The 17,831-nt window shown below is 43.6% G+C and carries 14 protein-coding genes; 9 read left to right on the forward strand and 5 right to left on the reverse strand.

All coding sequences use genetic code 11. The features are described 5' to 3' along the window. Positions 1-28 precede the first annotated feature (28 nt). Together AB4384_RS16320 and AB4384_RS16325 are read right to left on the reverse strand one after the other, a co-directional pair. Positions 29-1,333 (reverse strand): inosine/guanosine kinase, encoded by a 1,305-nt coding sequence (locus tag AB4384_RS16320; protein ID WP_017069885.1) that lies wholly within the window; start codon positions 1,331-1,333, stop codon positions 29-31. Between the two features lie 129 nt (positions 1,334-1,462). Beyond that, the gene (locus tag AB4384_RS16325) at positions 1,463-1,942 is read right to left on the reverse strand and encodes a CreA family protein (RefSeq protein WP_017064645.1); all 480 of its coding nucleotides are present in this window, start codon (positions 1,940-1,942) and stop codon (positions 1,463-1,465) included. 248 nt (positions 1,943-2,190) lie between these two features. Here AB4384_RS16325 and AB4384_RS16330 point away from each other — a divergent pair, with 248 nt between their 5' ends. The 3 genes from AB4384_RS16330 to AB4384_RS16340 all read left to right on the forward strand — a co-directional run bounded on the left by AB4384_RS16330 (position 2,191) and on the right by AB4384_RS16340 (position 5,585). After that, complete coding sequence (locus AB4384_RS16330; protein WP_372129818.1) at positions 2,191-2,685, forward strand: hypothetical protein; 495 nt, start codon at positions 2,191-2,193, stop codon at positions 2,683-2,685. A gap of 60 nt (positions 2,686-2,745) precedes the next feature. Further along, positions 2,746-4,554, forward strand: coding sequence for an HD domain-containing phosphohydrolase (locus tag AB4384_RS16335; RefSeq protein ID WP_372129819.1), 1,809 nt, complete (start codon positions 2,746-2,748; stop codon positions 4,552-4,554). Positions 4,555-4,859: 305 nt separating this feature from the next. Beyond that, positions 4,860-5,585: an HAD-IA family hydrolase gene (locus AB4384_RS16340; protein ID WP_017059834.1), complete on the forward strand. Its 726-nt coding sequence runs from the start codon at positions 4,860-4,862 to the stop codon at positions 5,583-5,585. 408 nt (positions 5,586-5,993) lie between these two features. On the opposite strand, the gene AB4384_RS16345 is transcribed toward AB4384_RS16340, so the two are convergent. Further along, entirely contained in the window at positions 5,994-7,418 is a 1,425-nt protein-coding gene (locus AB4384_RS16345; protein ID WP_017064641.1) for a methyl-accepting chemotaxis protein, read from the reverse strand. A gap of 148 nt (positions 7,419-7,566) precedes the next feature. Beyond that, positions 7,567-8,790 (reverse strand): aromatic amino acid transport family protein, encoded by a 1,224-nt coding sequence (locus tag AB4384_RS16350; RefSeq protein WP_017059832.1) that lies wholly within the window; start codon positions 8,788-8,790, stop codon positions 7,567-7,569. A 446-nt stretch (positions 8,791-9,236) separates the two neighbouring features. Between AB4384_RS16350 and AB4384_RS16355 the strand changes: the two genes are divergently transcribed. The 3 genes from AB4384_RS16355 (at position 9,237) to AB4384_RS16365 (ending at position 11,511) form a co-directional block, all read left to right on the forward strand. After that, on the forward strand, positions 9,237-9,365 hold the full coding sequence (locus AB4384_RS16355; RefSeq protein WP_017059831.1) for a hypothetical protein: 129 nt from the start codon (positions 9,237-9,239) through the stop codon (positions 9,363-9,365). A 205-nt stretch (positions 9,366-9,570) separates the two neighbouring features. Beyond that, positions 9,571-10,182: an ACP phosphodiesterase gene (locus AB4384_RS16360; protein ID WP_048612524.1), complete on the forward strand. Its 612-nt coding sequence runs from the start codon at positions 9,571-9,573 to the stop codon at positions 10,180-10,182. Between the two features lie 57 nt (positions 10,183-10,239). Then, entirely contained in the window at positions 10,240-11,511 is a 1,272-nt protein-coding gene (locus tag AB4384_RS16365) for a DEAD/DEAH box helicase (protein WP_372129820.1), read from the forward strand. Between the two features lie 127 nt (positions 11,512-11,638). Here the strand turns inward: AB4384_RS16365 and AB4384_RS16370 are convergent, their stop codons facing one another. Beyond that, complete coding sequence (locus AB4384_RS16370; RefSeq protein WP_017081129.1) at positions 11,639-12,379, reverse strand: TetR/AcrR family transcriptional regulator; 741 nt, start codon at positions 12,377-12,379, stop codon at positions 11,639-11,641. A 150-nt stretch (positions 12,380-12,529) separates the two neighbouring features. On the opposite strand from AB4384_RS16370, the gene AB4384_RS16375 reads away from it, so the two are divergent. The 3 genes from AB4384_RS16375 to AB4384_RS16385 are packed head-to-tail and all read left to right on the forward strand — an operon-like array spanning position 12,530 to position 17,729. After that, the gene (locus AB4384_RS16375) at positions 12,530-13,618 is read left to right on the forward strand and encodes an efflux RND transporter periplasmic adaptor subunit (RefSeq protein WP_076645376.1); all 1,089 of its coding nucleotides are present in this window, start codon (positions 12,530-12,532) and stop codon (positions 13,616-13,618) included. After that, positions 13,618-14,673 carry an efflux RND transporter periplasmic adaptor subunit gene (locus AB4384_RS16380; RefSeq protein WP_372129821.1) on the forward strand — a complete coding sequence of 352 codons (1,056 nt, stop codon included), beginning with the start codon at positions 13,618-13,620 and terminating at the stop codon, positions 14,671-14,673. Before AB4384_RS16375 ends, AB4384_RS16380 begins: the two co-directional genes overlap by 1 nt. Then, a complete protein-coding gene (locus AB4384_RS16385; protein ID WP_017059825.1) occupies positions 14,670-17,729 on the forward strand; it encodes an efflux RND transporter permease subunit in 3,060 nt (1,019 codons plus the stop codon). Before AB4384_RS16380 ends, AB4384_RS16385 begins: the two co-directional genes overlap by 4 nt. Positions 17,730-17,831: the final 102 nt, after the last annotated feature.

The following is a 17,831-nucleotide window of genomic DNA, read 5'->3' on the forward strand; positions in this document are numbered from 1 at the left end:
TTAAGAGGTAACTGCCTAATATAGTCGATTAACGATCCCAGTATGTTTCTTCTAAGCTATCTTCGCGTTCAGGTAGTGCGCGAGAAAGGCGAGGAGAGTGCTGAGTCAACACTTCGTAGCTCACACGGTTTGCGTACTTACAAATTTGAGACAGTGAAGAGTACGTCAGGCAAGTGTGCTCGTGTTTCTCTGAGTTTGGTACATTCACGTGGTGGTAGCTATTTGCTGCCATGTCGTGAAGTAGTGCTGAAAGTGCACCATCGCCAGCGCCATTGGTATTCTTAATCTCAAGTGGGCCACCTAGGTAAGGGCCAATGTGAGAGTACACTTTTACTGGGTCTTTACAGTCTTGCTTACGCATCGCTCGGCTGAATTCGTATTTATTGAACTCAGGGATGTTACCCGGTAATAATGGCAGTGTGGTTTCGCGTTTCGCTGGTTCGTCAGTGTAACCTGCCATGTATAGACCAATAGGACCTGCAGTACATAGAACTAGGTCAACCCACTCAAGTGCCTTGTTAGCAGCCAATAGAGGATCTTTTTCACCCGTTAGCGCTTCACCTTCATCTTCGTTCATCGCGACGATGGTTACGTTTTCTTTCAGGTATTCTTGCCACCATTCAGCGTTGCCTTCGATCACATACTTAGTACCAAGTGTTAGTACAACAGGCACATTGTGCGCTTTCGCGTATTCAATCGCTTTTTGTACCGCTTTTGGCATCGGATCTTCAGGTTTGCCACGCATTAGGTATGACGACACAACCAATGCAGAAGCTTTCTCGAAGACCTTTTCAGGAATGCTTTCTGGAAGAAGTTGGTTCATGTGGCCTTCGTTGATTGCAAACGTACGTTCGCCATCTTCAGAAATCAGCGTGTAACAACGACCAATTGGACCATCAACAGTTTGAAGGTGGTTTAGATTCATACGAGAAGAAGTGCGGCAAAGGTAACGATAACCAAATGAGCCAACTTCAATCTTCTTAGACATTACGCCAAGCAGGACAGATTTGCTGTCCGCAAGTACGGAATAGTTGTGCAGTGTGTTGCCGATAGTATCGCCAGGATATTGATGCGTGATCAAACCGCGCTCAACTAACTCTTCATACAGCGCATCTGCTTTACTTTCTTCCAATACCAGTGAGTGACCTTTACTCAGCTCGTATTTTTCTAGGAACTCGTTGTCAACACGGGCTTCGATATCAACAATCGTTTGGCCAACACCCACAATCGTTGCGCGGTGAAGCTTAGGCGTTTGTTGAATTTGGTTGACCAACGGATCACGTGCGTGAGTTGGAAAGTAGTGCTTAGATTTACGCTGTCCAGGAAACTTCATATGAAAAATACAGTGAAAAAATTTTGCCGCATGATATCACATTTTGTTTCTGTTTCTTTCATTTTTATTACATTTTGAATCACCTGCACAATGTCTGTACAGGTGATTCAACTAACTATATGTTTGAAACTACTCGGTTGGCTGTACTAACGTCGCTGGATCAACGTAAGCCTCTGTACCCCATAGTGGAACAGTTGAAAGGCTGTGTTTGAAGCTACCTTCTGTTTCTTTGGTGGTGTAAGACAAGTAAAGCAGCGACTGATTCTCTGCATCGTAGATACGACGAACCTTCATTGTTTTAAAGAAGATACTTTTCGATTGCTTGAATACCACTTCGCCAGACTTACTCTTGTCTATTTGAGCAATCATTTCTGGTGTAATTTCACCTGTTTGACGACAAGATATAGAGCTATCACTTGGATCAGAAAGGCTAAGGTTTGCTTCGATTGATGCGATATGACAGGTAACACCCGCGATCTTATCGTCATCTAATGAAGACATCTTGATATCCTTCATTGTGAAGAAACCCAGTGAGACGTCGCCAACCTCGTTGTCCGAACAGCCAGCTAACATTGTCACGATACCTGCTGCTATTAAGGCTTTTTTCATAAGAAGTCCTTTTTATTTATATAGTTCTGTTTACTATAAGGATATTGAAAGCTTGGATACGAGTGTAGAGCTTTTCGTTAAGTTCTTAAAGGATGTTGTTGGATAATGAAAAATATGAAGCATTTAAAGTACTTGTTGGCCTTGGTCATGCTCTGTATGCTCTCTGCTTGTAGCTCGGCACCTCAGCCGACCGTATGTCTTCCAAATAACTGCGATATTTGGGGATACTAACCGTAGGTACTAAAAGAATGAATAACGAAATACCTGAAATTGCACACAAGAAAAACCAATGGCTATTTAGTCAGCTCGATATTGCTTACCCCGCAAAAGAGAGCCTCCTCGGCCGTGAACTTTATCAAAGCAAACTTCCATCCAAGACATACCAACTCCTAGCAAAAGATCAAACTCCTTCCCAAATTGATGAACTGCATAAAGTCGATTTCCATAAATTGACCGTGCTATTTTCACTCAACCAAGCAAGCGTTTACCAAGATGAAATCGAAAGGGCACACATGCTTGAGTTCTTGAGCCAAATTATGCTTTCTGACGATCATGTATTATATATTGGTACTCAAAACGGTGAAGTTGTGGCGAGCGCTATCGTCACAGAAGCGGATGGTTCCCTATTGATCTCGGATGTCGTTGCTGAAAATGGTCAAAGTATCAACAACTTTGCTAAGCAGTTACACGATTTTTGGGCACAAGATCATGCTTCTTGCGATAAAGTATGGATCGAGAACTAAAGATTCTTTGACAAAGCGTTAATCTAAGTACAATACCCCGTCTTATTTAAAGGGTATTGTATGTACAAGCTATTGATATCAATCGCTGTATTATGTGTTAGCGCTTATTCTTCACTCAGTTTTGCTAACGACTGGGATATTAAACGCATCCTAGTTTTACACTCATACGAACCTTCTTATCAATGGACAGCTGACTTCCAAAAAGGGATAGACAGTGCGTTCAGCCAGTCTCAAACCGAAGTTAAACTCTCAATAGAGTATTTGGATTCAAAGCGTGTCCACAGCCCAGAGTATTACGACTCTCTCGCGAACTACTTACGTGCGAAGTATGCAGGTTATAAATTTGATGGCGTAATTGCGACGGACGATAACGCAGCCAATTTTCTTGAATCTCTGCCTAATTTGATTGATCGCTCCACACCTGTCGTTGCAGCCGGCATCAATGATTTCAGCACCGACATGTACGCGGTGTCTGACAGAGCAACTGTGCTTTACGAGAACGATCAGATAGACGTTAATATTAAGCTGATCTCCAAATTAAGACCTAATCTAAAGAATCTCTATTTTGTAAATGATTACAGTGTCACGTCTGAATTGATTCATAAAGAAATGAACAAAATGATGGCTGAATTTTCAAATATCAATCTCGTAGAAATTCGCGACTTGTCGCTGGAGCATACGAGCCAATTTTTGGAAGGGATCTCTGCGGACGATGCGGTATTGCTCAGTCATTACAACACCGAGTTAAAGCAAGGGGTTTATCACACTTACCAAGAGATTGCGGATACGTTGTCAAAAGCGAGTGCTGCTCCGGTGTTTGCTTTATGGCAGTTCTATATTTCGGGTGATGTACTCGGTGGTTACGTTAATCACTCACAAAGCATGGGTGAACAGGCCGTCGATGCGTTGGATAAATACCTTCCACTTGGTTTTACTACACCGTTAACTCCCGGAGACAACAAACGTTTTGTATTCAATTACCCTGCAATGAAGAGATACGGGATTAGTGGAAACGCGTTACCTGACGAAGCGGTTTTCATTAACGAGCCTTCATCCTTTATTCGCAAAAACTTCCAGTTGTTATTGGGGCTGTCGATGGTGATTGCGGGTTTGAGCCTGATCATCTTGATGCAATTTGTCACTCTGCGCCAAAAGAAAGAGTTGGCGAATAAGAACAAACGAATCTTAAAGCTTCAGAAACAGACCTTGAATATCCAAAAGGATATGATTCATGTTCTCGGAGAGGCAATTGAAACCCGCTCTGGCGAAACTGGTAATCATGTTAAGCGTGTAGCCAAGTTGTCTGCACTGCTTGCTAAGTATCGTGGCTTGAGCCATCGCGAGGTCGAGATGATTGAGATCATCAGCCCAATGCACGATGTGGGTAAGATTTCAGTCGCTGAATCAATCTTGGATAAACCTGGGAAATTAACCGACCAAGAGTGGGAGGTGATGAAGCTTCATACTACGGCTGGCTATAACTTACTAAAGAGCGGAGCGGGTGATATTACCAACCTCGCGGCAATCATTGCTAACGAACATCACGAGCGTTGGGATGGTGCTGGATACCCGAATGGAAAAGTGGGTGATGAAATACACCTGTTTGCTCGTATCACTGCCGTAGCCGATGTGTTTGATGCGCTGCTTAGTGCACGTTGCTACAAAGAACCGTGGCCGTTAGATATGGTGGTCGATTTGTTTGAGCGAGAGTGTGGCTACCAGTTTGATCCTCAGCTAACTAAATTGCTACTGAAACACTTATCCGAGTTTGTCGCTATCCGAGATTCGTACCCCGATACTGGAACTGTAGAATATGCGTCTTCACCTTCGCTTGAAGCTAAGGTCTTAGAAGAGTCGGTTGTTAGCTAACCGTTGCTTTATCTGAGTGGCCTATACGTCTTGGCTTCTTTATCTATTCACCACGATCCGGCTAGGAAGTAGTGATTTATATTTTCTCCTGAAATTGAGTAGCTTATGTAAACCTCGCAGTATTTGGTTTCGTAGAATCTGGGTTAATTTAATGAAAACTGTTGCTTATGCTGAGCGATAAAGTGATCAACTCCATATTTCGCGAAGAGAAATAAGCCTGTATCTGCAAACTGTTACCTCAATCATCTCGCGCATTGAAAGAACACTATAGGATAAAACTTGGATTCAATCTGAGTGAGATACCTATGCGGTTAGAACAGACTAAATGTGTGATTTTCGATTGTGACGGAACACTTATCGATAGTGAAAAGCTGTGCTGCCAAGCTTTGGTGAACGTTTTCACTGGCTTTGGAGCGGAGCTAAACGTCAACGACTGCTATGCGCACTTTCAAGGCGGGAAGCTAGCCGACATCTTAATGGATACACAAGAACGTCTTGGGTTATCTATCTCGATTGATACACTTGAGCCGTTATATCGCAATGAATTACAAGCACTGTTCCAGCGTCATTTAAAACCGATGGATGGCGCTATCGAACTTATTGAATTCCTCAAACAACAAGACATCGAGTTTTGTATTGCTTCCAATGCACCGAAATCTAGGGTTGAATCTTCATTGGCGATGACAGGCATGCTAGACGACTTCAAAGGCAAAGTGTTCTCAGCTTTTGATGCTAACAGCTGGAAGCCAGAGCCTGATCTAATCATGTACACGGCCATGAACATGGGCTTTCTGCCAAATGAGTGCATCTACGTGGATGATACGTTGAAAGGGATTGAGGCTGGTGTTCGCGCGGGTATCCAATCGTTTCGATTACGCCCGAGTATTGATGAAGCAATCGTAGATCCCGAAGCCGACTCAGCAGAACTCGCGGCTCAGGATATCTACAGTTTAGAAGAAATTTCAGTTTGGATTAATGGCAAGCACTGCTCAAATGGTGGTATATCGAATTCTGCAGCTTTGGTGGGGTAGAGCTTAGTTGAAGGCTGACTACCTTACTAAATTGTTTGGTGTGGAAACCGCAAGATGCACAAGTAAACTTTTCTCCACTTTCTGAAAGCAGATACTCGTCGTGTTGGCATAAAGGGCATGTAATGTCGTCGGTGTTTGGTGTTTCTGTTTTATTCATTATGTGTCACCTGCAGCAAGGGGGTAAGCGAAAAAAGACCCGTTCAATTAGATTACTCCTAAGCTCGAATATTAGACAGTTCTGACACTTCTTAATCTCTCCTTTGCGACTTGCTTCATGGTAATTGATAATGTCATCGTTATTGACCATGGTTCTTGTAATGTTATTAAACAAAAGCCAAAAAGAAAGGACCCATTACGAGTCCTCATTAGTTTGTTTTCAATTCACGCCGCTAGTTCACCAGTTGATCCTTAAGTTCGGTAGCGTGCCAATGTCTGAGATAGAGAAACCGACGCTTCTGTTAGCCTAGATACGCCATTTGAAGAATTCTGAGCCACGTCTTTAATCACATCGGATTGGCTTCGAATATCGTTAAGCTCTGCTGCAATCGTATTGGCAACGTTACTTTGCTCATCGGCTGATGTTGCGATTTGGATACTCATGTCCATTAGTGCTTGAGCTGAATCTGCAATCGAGTTTACGTCGTGACCAATGTTTGAAATCAACTGGCTACTGGTTTGCGCTTGGTCAACCGTCTGTTCGGTGATCTTCGCGATATTTTGGCTCTCTTGCTGTAAGCGTTCAATCATCGCTTGGATTTCTACAGTAGCCGACTGAGTGCGGCTTGCCAGTGTTCTTACTTCATCAGCAACAACAGCGAAACCTCGGCCTTGCTCGCCCGCACGAGCGGCTTCAATCGCGGCATTTAAAGCAAGTAAGTTAGTTTGCTCTGAAATAGCATTGATCGTCGTGATGACCTCGTTAATTTGGCTCGTATTCACATTCAAGCTAGTAACAGAAGATGAGGTTTGCTCAATCAAAGAAGAAAGGGTGGTGATTTCCGAGATTGCCTGTTGAACCTTCGCGTGGCTATCGTTGATTTGCTGCGCGTCTTGTTCTGTTTGTTCAGTTGAGCGTGCAGAGATGTTAGAGACTTCATTTGCCGAAGCTGTCATCTGATCCATTGCTGTCGCTACAGAGTCTAGAGAGGCATTTTGGCTCATGATTTGTGTTTCGCTGCGCTTCATCTCAGTTTCGAAAGAAGCCGATGTTTCGCTTAGCGTTGCTGCACTGTGGTTTACGTTGTTGACTAACTCACTAAGCGTGTCCATTGAACGGTCAAGCGCACAACCAATCGTGCCGAACTCATCACGGCCAGGGTGGAAGCCAAGGCGTGATGTTAAGTCACCATCACCAATCTTTTGAGTCGTTGAATAAAGAACCCAAAGTGCGCCGCCTAGGAAAGTCGCTACCCAGTAACAGAAAAGACCAAAAGGCACACACCACAAGAAGCTCAGTAATAAAGTGTACAGTGCTTGCTGCTTTTGATTCTGTATATCGTTAGTTGAAACGGTAAGTGAGTAGTAGTTGCCATCTTGTGCGAGTGCTGTGGCAGTCACAGAACCATTATTTGAAATAGTGGTTTGTTGAGCGCGAGTTTGCTGGCTAACAGAGCGAACAGATGCCGGGGAATCTGATGCTGATAAAATGCCTTGCAGTTGATACTCGACCTGCTGTTTTGCAGTTACGTCAATGTGTTCCATTTTGTTGACGTAGTTCAGTCCAGCTAGGCTTGCCAGAGCGGCAAAAAAGATTAAGAAAATGACCCAAAACTTGTCGTTGATCGACATCTTAATAAACAGTTTGTCTATCGTTCGAAATTGTACTTCTTTCATAAAAACTCCACGGTAAATCCTTTACCGTGGACTCTAAATAACCGACCTCAATAAAAATGTGACTTAAATCGACTAATTGTGAAAATTAATGATAGTGATATGTCATTTATGAGATCTGAATCAAGTAAATTAGTTCTGTATAGGTTTATTAGCCTAAAGAAGGCAGTAACCCTACTGAAATAAGAACTTGAATCGCAATGATAAATACGCCAACGCTACCTGCTAAAAACAACGCTTTGCTACCGCCTAACACTTGGTAACTGGCTTCTGAAGATTGTGGTTTGACAGAGAAATCAGTGTAACGAACCTTGTAGACCATCACTGTTGGTAACAGAATCGCGAGCACTGAAAGTGCAATGGCTGCGTAGCCTAAAGCCATGATGAAGCCTTGTGGGTAAAATAAGGCAAACCCCAGTGGCGGTAAGAAGGTGATAGCAGCTGTCTTAACACGTTTTGCGTTACCTAGTTTCTTGCTCAGTGAGTCGCCCATGAATTCAAATAAGCCCAAGCTCACACCAATAAAAGATGTCAGCAGTGCAAGGTCTGCAAACACACCGACGATCACGCTTAGGTTGGATTGATGAACCGTTTGCGATAGCGAGACTAATAGCGCGCCCAAGCTTGTGTCAGACAACAACTGCTCTTGGCTAATCACGCCCAAAGTAACACTTTGCCAGAAAACGTAGATAACCAGAGGCAGTGCCGAGCCAATAATCATTACCTTACGTAAAGAACGAACGTCACCATCTAGGTATCGAACAATTGATGGGATGCTGCCGTGGAAACCAAAAGAGGTAAACACAACCGGAATAGCCGCAACAATAAGGCCTTGCTGTAAAGGCATGCTCATTAAGTATTGAGAGGTAATGTTTGGCGCTAGGAAGCTGAGTACCAAAACCATCGCGATAAGCTTTAAGCCAAACAAAACGCGGTTAACTTTATCAACACTGTGTGTACCAATCGTAACAACGCCGGCAACTAATAGGGTAAATAGAAGCGTGGTGATTTGAGCATTAAGTTCGATACCCGCGATATCCGAAATTCGTTGGTTAAATTGCGCACCGCCGCCAGCTATGTATGCCGCACACAGAGCGTAGAAAAGAAACATCACCGCGAAGCTCGCAATCCACTTTCCTTTTGTCCCCAAAATGGTATGAGCTAACGTGTGTAGGGTAGCGTCAGATTCTGCGAATTGGTGAAGCTCTACCATTAATAGCGCAGTAAAAGCCATTAACGCCCATAAACCCAGCATCAAGAAAAGTGAAGTTGAAAAGCCAATACCTGCAGAAGCAAGTGGAAGAGCGAGCATGCCAGCACCAATGGTTGTGCCTGCAATGATCAAAGTACTACCAAAAACCTTTGATTTATTCATTGTATATAATTCTTTACGTTAGGGTGTGTTTTCATTGTAATTCTTCTAGCTTAAGCGCATAAACCCAAAGAATATCTCGATTTTGAAGTATTCTGATTGAGTTTAATTCCAAATGCAATTCTTATTGTAATTAAAAACATCCACTGTAAATTAATATTTACACAAAGGGGCGTGTCAGCATTCAATTGAGCACAGCAAACGTTTGACCATGATCGGTTTCAAAATTTATAGAGTAATTTGTTGTACTTGGTGTAAGGTGGCAGTACATATGTCGTTCGCGTATACCCCTTTAGCGCAAAAAAGCGTTAATGATCGCGAGTAGCTTTAAGCTATGAATATGGAATGGGTAGAGTAGAGTGCGTTCATCAAAGTGACATAATATAAGTCCAAGATGGTGCACTAGTTAATCGGACATCATGTCCACATCAAGGAATAGAGGGGGCACAATGAGTGACCAATCTTATAATGACGAAAGTCTAGAGTTGTTAGATGCTATGGAAATTGGCATTGATTTGTCTGACTATGAGCAGACAGTGAAACAGTTAGCAGAAGAGCTTTTCAAGTCTTCGAACTAAGCTTTTAAGATCTTTAATTCAGTTTCAACTGAAACGTTTTAAAGCTAAAAGTTTTCTTAGCTAAAGCTTCTCAAAGCAAACAATTCTAAACTGAGCAAATCGTATTCGCTCACACGTCATACCAAAACTATCCTCATTAAAGTTCGCGAAGATAAACGAGTACGTTTACCATGTTACTTAGTTCTCGATACTTTAATGAGGTTCAATGAACTTTCTCGCACACCTTCACATCGCCAAGCACTGTAACAGTAACTTAGCAGGTAACCTGTTAGGTGATTTTGTTAAAGGCGACCCTAATAAACACTATTCTGATTCCCTTTCTGACGGTATTAGGCTTCATCGATTTGTTGATAGCTATACTGATCGTCATGATGTATCTCGTTCTGCAAAATCACTTTTCTCAGACCAAACACGACGCTTTGCGCCTATCGCACTCGATGTGTTTTGGGATCACTGCTTAGCCAATCATTGGGCTCAGTTTTCACAGCAGACATTAGAACGTTTTTGTTTAGATAGCCATGAGCAGATCTTTGAACATCAAGAGCCACACTGGCCAGAAAATTTCGTTATGGTTCATCAGAAAATGGCTGAGCATCGATGGTTAGAGAGCTATCAAGACATGTCGTCTATAGAGGTGGTATTGCAGCGAATGGCGTTGAGAAGGCCTAAGCTCGGTATGCTCGAGGCATGTTACGATGACCTCGAACGTCACTACGATACGTTGCAGTGTCACTTTAATGAGCTTTATCCCAACGTTTTAGAAGAAGCGAAGCAGTTTAATGCGCTTCAAATGAAGAAAAATCAAAAGGAAAGGTAAACAGCGTAATGCAGGTTTGCTACAATCCGCGCCTATTTAATCTTTGAGCATCATACTATGTCTGAATCTACAAAATCTTTTAACCAACTAGGATTATCTGAGCATCTTCTTGCCACGCTGTCTGAGCTTAATTTTACGGCTCCTACCAGTGTTCAAGAACAAGCGATTCCATTGGTATTAGAAGGCAAAGATGTACTTGCTGGTGCTCAAACGGGTACAGGTAAAACGGCCGCGTTTGGTTTACCGATTATTCAAAGATTAATCGAGACAAAAGACAATGTTATTCCGAACCCTAAGCTCGTTCGTGCGCTTGTGTTAGTACCAACTCGTGAATTGGCACAACAGGTTTTCGATAACTTAACTAGCTACGCAAAGGGCACCGACATTAAAGTCGTGGTGGCTTACGGCGGCGTTAGCATGAAGGTTCAAACTGATAACCTACGCGGTGGTGCAGATATCCTGGTCGCGACGCCTGGTCGTCTTATTGATCACATGTTCACTAGAAACATCATGTTGAGCCAAACGGAAGTACTGGTAATGGATGAAGCTGACCGTATGTTAGATATGGGTTTCATGCCTGACATCAAACGTATTCTTTCTCGCATGAATGAAGTGCGTCAAACCCTGTTCTTCTCTGCGACGTTCGACAATAAAATTAAAGCACTTGCACATCGAATGATGCAGTCACCAAGCGAAATTCAAGTTACGCCAAAAAACAGCACCGCTGACACCGTTACCCAGATGGTTTATCCGGTTGATAAATCGCGTAAAAGTGAACTATTGGCCTATTTGATTGGCTCAAAAAACTGGCAACAAGTGTTGGTGTTCACGAAAACTAAGCAGGGCACTGATGCTCTAGTTAAAGAGCTTAAGTTAGACGGCATCAAAGCGGCATCAATCAATGGTGATAAGAGCCAAGGTGCGCGCCAAAAAGCACTGGACGATTTCAAATCAGGCAAGGTGAGAGCGTTGATTGCAACCGACGTGGCAGCTCGTGGTATTGATATCCAGCAGCTAGAACAAGTTGTGAACTATGACATGCCATTTAAAGCTGAAGATTACGTTCACCGCATCGGACGTACTGGCCGCGCAGGTAATACTGGTTTAGCGATTTCTTTGATGAGTCAGGATGAAGCGTACCTATTGGGTGACATTGAACGCTTACTTGATACTCGCTTGCCTCAAGAGTGGTTAGAGGGCTTTGAACCAAGCCTAGAAAAAGATGTAGCCCCTGATCGCGGTGGGCGCAGTAAAAGTCGTTCATCAGAAAAACGTAAGATCAAAGCGAAGCTTAAGATTCACCAAAACCGCGGTAAAGCACGTCGCTAACAAGCTGGACAAAGCTCCAGTTTAAAGATCTATAGATATAAAAATGCGCCGTTACAGTTGGTTCTGTAACGGCGCATTTTTGTTTTAAGTAAATCAACTTACGACCAAGGAAAATAAAAACACTGGATTAATGATGTTCTTGATTGCACTTCCATACACAGGGCACTTCATAAATTAGCTCTTCTAGGCTAGTTGGGTTTAGCACCCATTGGTCTTCTATTCTAAACTTGCTGACCATCTGCGTGTTGAAAAGCTGCCAATGCTTAAGTAGGGCATCTTCGGGCGAGGTGACCATATCGCCTTCATTCCAAGTGCTCTCCATGAAGGGAGTTAGGCATACCGCTCCGTGCGCATACATGATCATTTGCCACTTAATCTCATAAATGTTGATCAAATTCTCTGGATTCGCATCGTTATATTGTTCAGCTAACATGTTGATTTCTTTTTCGACATCGCCAACATTGTCGATAAAATAATCGACCAAGTTGTCTTTTTGGCGAACAGAGTCAGTGATAAGTTGCATCGGTTTTCGTGAGTGAATCATGTTGCTAAAAAGGCGCATACTAAATAAATAGATAGTAATGTTTGGTGCGACGCCTTTTGGTAACTCTTCCACTATCTTAGCAATATAAGACTGAAAATAGGCGTGTAAACAATCGCTTATCGCATGCCAGATTTTTTCTTTGCTGCCAAAGTGGTGGCGAATAAGGCTATGCGATACACCTGCTTTCTCACTGATGTTACGAAGCGAAACGCTATCATAACCATGCTCACAGAACATATCCGCAGCAACACCCATGATCAAAAATCTCGTCTCTTCAGCGTCTTTTGCGCTTCTTCTGCCTTGTTTCTTTTCAGTCATCTTCATTTCACACATTTACCTGATTACCACATTCTACACTGTTTTTACTCAAATAAAAAATACTGCACAGGTGGAAAGTAAATCTTGTGGATTACGGAATTTTGAATATACTGCCCACCTGTGTAATAAATCATAATAATTAAATGGAGAGACATCATGCAGTCCAATTTGTCTATCAATGCCATATCGAGCAAGCGCATGGGAGCTGTGATTGCAGCACTATTGCTCGCAGGCTCTTTGACCGGATGTAATAAGGTTCAGTCAGAAGAAACGGTTCAAGTTGTTAAGCCTGTAAAGCTGTTTGAGATTCCTTTGCAGACGGATATCGAGCTTGATAGCTTCATTGCAAAAGTGGATGCAACTGACCGTGCTGCGCTTTCTTTCCAAGTGGGTGGAGATATAGAAACCTTCGATGTTCGTATGGGACAAGAAGTGAAGAAGGGTCAGGTGTTAGCCGTACTAGACGCGACGGATTACCGTATCGCGGTTGATGCAGCACAAGCCAAATTTGATCTTGCGAATAGCCAATACAAACAAGCTTCTGAGTTGTACGCGAAAAAGTTAGTCAGTACCGATTACTACGACCAAGCCGTAAACACCTTTACTGCCGCTGACGTTGAGTTGGACCAAGCAAAAACAAACCTTGGCTACACCACCTTAGTTGCTCCATTCGATGGCGTGGTATCGATGGTGTTTGGAAAACAATATCAATTGATCGCAGAAAAGCAGCCTGTACTGAATATTTTGAATCACAGTGAGATGGACGTGACGTTTTCTATTCCAGTATCAAAGCTTGAAGATCGTTCTATTCAAGACCTAACGAGCTCAAACATGTGGGTTGTGATGGATAGCCACCGTGGTATTCGTATCCCGACTCGCTTTAAAGAAATCTCTACACAACCAGATGAAGACACCAACAGCTACCAAGCGGTTGTATCCATCGAAAAGCCGGAAGGCATCAATTTACTTTCTGGGATGACAGCGCAAGTTGAAGTTCAGAAGCATAAATCTGACTACGGTATTGGCATTGTTGATTCAGCTTGGTTAACCAAAGAAGCTGACCATGGTGAGCTATGGCGCTATAACCCTGATTCTCAATTGATTTCTAAAGTACAAGTCCTTCTTGATGAGCAAGGCAAGGTTATTGATGGATTGTCGTCTGGCGACCTTATCGTTGAAGCGGGTGTGGATGTGTTATCCGATGGACAGCAAGTAAAAGCTTGGTTACGTGAGGGCGGTATTTAATGAACCTTTCCAAATTATCAATTGTTGTCGCGTCGGCTATGTTACTTCAAGCCTGTAACAGTGAAGCTGTACATCGTGAACAACCCCCTCTGTTAGTTTCTACCTTTGAAGTTGGCGCGCCGCTGACTGATCAATTCAGAAGTTTTAACGGTCAGGTAATGCCCGCTGAATTGACCCCCTTGGCATTTAAGCTCGCAGGCGAAATCCAACAAGTCTTGGTAGAAGCCGGCGACAACGTCGAAAAAGGCCAGTTATTAGCCACCTTAGATAACGCAACGTACGTACAAGATCTGACTGATGCTCAATCTCAATTCAAACTGGCAAGCAAACAGTTGGCCCGTGGAACGGAGATGTTTGGTAGCAAGATGTTGTCGCAGTCAGAGCTAGACCAACTAACGGCTAACTATAAGCTGGCATCGGCGAATTTGGCGGCTGCAAAGCGCAAGCTAAGTTACACAGAGCTTTTAGCGCCATTTTCCGGGACCGTTTCTACCGTGGACAAGCAACGTTTCGAAAACACGACACCGGGTGAAACACTATTAAGCGTGTACCAGAACGATAAGGTGTATGTACGAATTCAAGTATCAGATTCGATCTTGGCATCAATCAGTCCAGACATGCGTTCAAATAGCTATCGCCCTGAGGCGACCTTTGGCGGTCACACTGGCCAGTATCCACTGACGTATTTGGAGCACACCAGTGAATTGCACCCGCAATCGCGTACTTACGAATTTTGGATGCAGATGCAACAACCTAAAAACGAAATCCTGCCGGGCACCAGCGTTACGGTGAACGTGGATATGGCGAAAGCCGGCTTGAGCGATGTTCAAGGCTACCAATTACCAATGACAACTTTAGAAGCGGGTTCTGAAGTGAATCAGTTTTATGTGTGGAAAATGGAAGACGGACAAGCATTCAATAGCGAAGTAGAAGTCGACAAGATCAGTGGCCAAGGCGCATTAATCGCTCATGGTGTTGAGCAAGGTGATCGACTCGTAAACTCGAATCTAAGAAAACTCCGTGACGGAATCAAATTGTCAGGAAAAGCAGAATGAACATCGCAGAATATTCAATAAAAAACAAAGTAATCAGCTGGCTGTTTCTCGTCATATTGGCCATTGGTGGCGTGACGTCTTTTGGTAATCTATCCCGTTTGGAAGACCCGGCTTTTACCATTAAAGATGCAATGATTATTTCAACTTACCCTGGCGCTACGTCAATGGAAGTTGAAGAAGAGCTGACTTACCCGCTTGAAAAAGAGATAAGACAGCTGCCTTATATCGACAAGATTACCTCAACGTCGTCGAATGGTATGTCTCAAATTATGGTGAGCATGAAGATGGACTACGGTCCAGACGAGCTACCACAAATCTGGGATGAAATGCGTCGTAAGATCAACGATCTACAGCCCACGCTTCCTAGTGGTGTTAACTCAGTTCAGATCATTGATGACTTCGGTGATGTGTTTGGCGTGATGATCATGCTGACGGGTGATGGCTACGATTACGTTGAGCTTAAACAATATGCTGATTATCTAACCCGTGAAATCGAATTGGTCGACGGTGTAGGCAAAGTAAGCATTGCAGGTGACCAACAAGAGCAATTGTTTGTTGAGATGTCACTTGAGCGTTTAGCCGCGCTGAATCTAGATATGTCGATGGTTACGTCACTGCTATCACAACAAAACAGTGTGGTGTCAGCCGGTGAGGTAATGCTTAATGGCCAAAACCTAACGATTAAACCGAACGGCACTTTAAGTACGGTTGAAGAGTTAGAAAACTTAATCATTCATGGTCGCGACACGGGTAACCTAATTCGCTTGAAAGATGTCGCTGAAGTAACTCGTGGTATTCAAGAAAAGCCGGGCAATGTATTAACGTACAACGGTAAACCAGCAATCAACTTGGGTATTGCGTTCTCTTCTGGTGTAAACGTGGTTGAGATTGGTAAAGCACTGGATGCGGAACTGGATCGCCTAGAAAGCATTAAGCCAGCGGGTGTAGAACTGAATTACTTCTACAACCAAGCGCAAGAAGTAGACAAATCTGTGGCTGACTTCTTAATCAGCCTAGTTGAAGCGGTAGCCATCGTTATCATTGTATTGTTGTTCGCAATGGGCTTACGCAGTGGTTTGATCATCGGTTTGGTTCTTCTATTGACGGTATTCGGTACCTTCATCCTGATGGATTACAACGATGTTGAACTGCACCGCATCTCTCTGGGGGCACTGATCATCGCGCTGGGTATGCTGGTGGATAATGCGATTGTTGTCGTTGAAGGTATTTTGGTGGGCTTGAAGAAAGGCAAAACCAAGCTTCAAGCAGCGAAAGACATCGTCAAGCAAACACAATGGCCACTGTTAGGTGCGACCATTATCGCTATCACAGCGTTTGCACCGATTGGTTTGTCGAAGGATGCGACAGGCGAATTCATGGGTTCACTGTTTTGGGTACTGTGTTTCTCACTGTTTTTGAGTTGGGTAACTGCACTAACACTAACGCCATTCCTTGCCGAGATGTTGCTTAAAGAAGAAGACAAGGTTGATGAGAACGAAGACCCATACAAAGGCATCCTGTTTGTGGTATTCGGTGCGTGTCTGAAAGTAGCACTTCGATTTAGATGGCTTACTGTAGTTAGTATGGTCGCTCTATTAGCAGTTTCTGTCGTCGGTTTTGGTATGGTGAAGCAGCAGTTCTTCCCGCCGTCAAATACCCCAATGTTTTACGTAGACATGTGGATGCCAGAAGGCACCGATGTTCGTGAAACGATCAAGCAGACAGAAAAAGTTGAAAGCTACATTCGCCAGCAAGACGACGTGGAGTTTGTAACGACAACGGTTGGGCAGGGCATGCAACGTTTCGCACTGACTTACCAACCAGAGAAAAGCTACGAAGCGTACGCCCAGTTACAAGTAAGAACCACTGACCGCGACACTATGTTTAAGGCTCTAGCGGCGCTAGACAAAGACTTAGCGAACGAATTTGAGCAACCAACGTTCCAGTTCAAGTTGATTGAGTTTGGTCCGTCACCCGCTTCAAAAATTGAAGCGCGTATTATCGGTGCCGATCCACAAGTACTGCGTAACATTGCAGTTGAAGTCGAAGACATCTTGCTTGCCGATCCAGGCTCTCGAAATGTTCGTCATGACTGGCGTGAACGCACTAAAGAACTTGTACCACTGTTCAACGAATCTAAGGCTCGTCGCCTAGGCATTTCAAAAACTGACTTGTCTGAGACATTACAGATGGCGTTTGGCGGTTACAACATCGGCCTACTGCGTGATGGTACTCATATGTTACCTATCGTGGCGCGTTTACCGGAAGAAGAGCGTTTTGATTTCGAATCGCTAAACAATGTGAAGATTTGGAGCCCATCACTACAAACTTACATCCCAGTTGAGCAAGTGATTGATGGCGTAGAGCTTCAATGGTCTGAGCCACTGATTCAGCGTCGCGACAGAAAACGTACGCTAACAGTATTGGCTGACCACGATGTTCTTGGTGATGAAACGCCAGCGAGTCTGTTTGCTCGTGTGAAACCAAAGGTAGAAGCATTAGATTTACCAGAAGGCTACAGCATTAGCTGGGGTGGTGAGTACGAAAGCTCTAAAGATGCGCAAGAATCTCTGTTTGGCTCACTGCCAATGGGTTACTTGCTGATGTTTATCATCACGATGCTTCTGTTTAACTCGGTTCGTAAGCCGCTTGTGATTTGGTTTACGGTGCCACTCTCTATCATTGGTGTTTCAATTGGTCTGTTAGGTACCAATATGCCATTCAGCTTCACAGCGTTCCTTGGCTTATTGAGTCTAAGCGGCATGATTTTGAAGAACGGCATTGTACTGCTTGACCAAATCAACAGTGAGCTATCAACAGGTAAAGACCCATATTTAGCGGTTGTCGACAGTGCGATTAGTCGTGTACGACCGGTATCTATGGCAGCATTAACGACTATCTTGGGTATGATTCCTTTGGTATTCGATGCATTTTTCGGCTCGATGGCGATTACCATCATGGCAGGCTTAGGCTTTGCTACCGTACTAACGCTAATAGTAGTACCGGTGATGTTCGCTATTTTATATAGAATCAAACCGTCCACTGCGGGTTATTAGGGAATGATATAAAACAGATTCTTTTAAGCCAGCCCAGTCAAATTTGACTGGGTTTTTTATGCGTGTTGTCCCGTCCTGAAATGTGTTGACACGTGAGAGCGG

Source organism: Vibrio sp. 10N.261.51.A4, assembly GCF_041471945.1.
GTDB lineage: Bacteria > Pseudomonadota > Gammaproteobacteria > Enterobacterales > Vibrionaceae > Vibrio > Vibrio crassostreae_C.